Here is a 309-nt window from a genome sequence, read left to right as displayed (position 1 = left end):
CCATAAACAGCCCAGGTTGCTGAACCTATTTTTCGGCCTGATAGATGCTCCGGCACGTTATACGTAGCGCGAAAAGCGATATCAGCCTGCCCCTCGGAAAGATTGGCTGATTCATTACCAATTGATACAGCAAATGAAATTTTTGGATTCTTAGCCGTAAATGAAGCGATTAATGGAACCAGGTAATCGTAGAGCAACGCATCGGATGTTGTAATGCGAATTTCACCAGAAAGTCCGCGGACTTCTTCTGTGATGCTACGGAGCACATGGTTAACATCATCTTCAACACGGTGAGCCAGTAAAATGAGC

Annotated in this window: 1 protein-coding gene; it reads right to left on the bottom strand. The window is 45.3% G+C overall.

The genetic code is table 11. The features are described from left to right. On the bottom strand, window positions 1–309 hold a 309-nt coding region (locus SB773_RS30895; RefSeq protein ID WP_410594055.1), incomplete at both ends, for a LysR substrate-binding domain-containing protein.

It is taken from the genome of Bacillus sp. SIMBA_074 (assembly GCF_046534555.1).
Lineage (GTDB): Bacteria > Bacillota > Bacilli > Bacillales > Bacillaceae_G > Bacillus_A > Bacillus_A mycoides.
The sequence above is the reverse complement of the archived record's forward strand: the minus strand, read 5'-3'. Positions and strand labels throughout refer to the sequence as shown.